The organism is Cryomorpha ignava, from assembly GCF_010686655.1.
Classification (GTDB): Bacteria; Bacteroidota; Bacteroidia; order Flavobacteriales_D; family Cryomorphaceae; genus Cryomorpha; species Cryomorpha ignava.
Window position 1 is genome coordinate 1 of record NZ_JAAGVY010000125.1, and the last position, 1253, is coordinate 1253.

The following is a 1253-nucleotide window of genomic DNA, read 5'->3' on the forward strand; positions in this document are numbered from 1 at the left end:
CTTACTCTGTGGTTGTTACTGATAATCTAACCGGTTGTTCTGATTCTTGTAGTGTATCGATTGAAAACGAGCCTCAACTGACTGCTGAATGCACTGGTCAAGACGGACTTTGTGGTGAATCAGCTTCTGCCACAGTTACCCCTGCTGGTGGAGCATCACCGTTCTCTTACTTATGGTCTAATGGAGGAACTACCGCTACTATATCTGGACTCGGTGCAGGAACGTATTCTGTTGTTGTTACCGATGCTAACAATTGTACTGCTGCGTGCAGTACTGCGGTGGCTACCAGTGTTGAACCACTTGTAGATATTCTTTGCGAAGATGATCTGCAACCTGTGCAGAACAACGGTGGAACACAATCTGTAGAAAACACCGATAACTGCAAAGGTCCTTATGCCTTCTGGTCAAATACACTTGTAAGTGCATACACCAGCCAAAAACACTGGACAGTAACCAATGGATCATTTACGGAAGGCCCCGGTGGTACAGCTCAACTGACTGCCACTTATACCAATAGAGCTGACAATACGCTCATCTTTGATGCGGCCATTACATTCGCAGGTAGAACGTTTGCTCCACCCGCTGGATCGCCTAAAAATGACCCTGTTTGTACCGGTGAAGTTTTAATTAGTACTGACTGGTACTACTATACTTCTACCACTGGTACACTTACCGGACAAGGTGCCCTTGCAGGTGCCATAGTAAATGTATCGCGCTTTGATGAAGCATTCCAAGTGGGTACGGGTGCAAACCTGAACAACGCTGGTGAATACGGTGGGTCTGCATGGTTAACTTTTGATGTAATCGCTCAGCCTACAAATGGATCTGGCTTTAACTTAAACCCAGGACACGGCGATATTAACTTTGTTCTCGGTGGCGGTCCAAACCTATTTGATATCCCTGATTGTACCGTGCTTTGTGCTGGTGAATCTGCTACTCTCGTAGCTTCTGCACTTGCTGGAAATGGTTCATACACTTACTTATGGTCAACTGGGGCAACTACGGCTTCGATTACCGTATCACCTACCCAAACAACAACTTATACAGTTACCGTTACTTCGGATGGATGTACTGCCGAAGCTTCTATTGAAATAATCGTGAACGATGCACCTGAAATAGCTTGTGCTTCTGAAAATGGACAATGTGGCGAACTTGGTTCGGCATCAGTTGCTGTATTGAGCGGCGATGGTTCTTATACTTACGCATGGAGTAACGACTCAACAACGGCTTCGATCTCTGGTCTTGTAGATGGA

At 45.9% G+C, this 1253-nt stretch carries 1 protein-coding gene; it reads left to right on the forward strand.

The annotated features are described in order from the left end of the window. Positions 1 to 1253: hypothetical protein (locus tag G3O08_RS20690; protein WP_204336979.1), on the forward strand; the 1253-nt coding region annotated here is incomplete at both ends.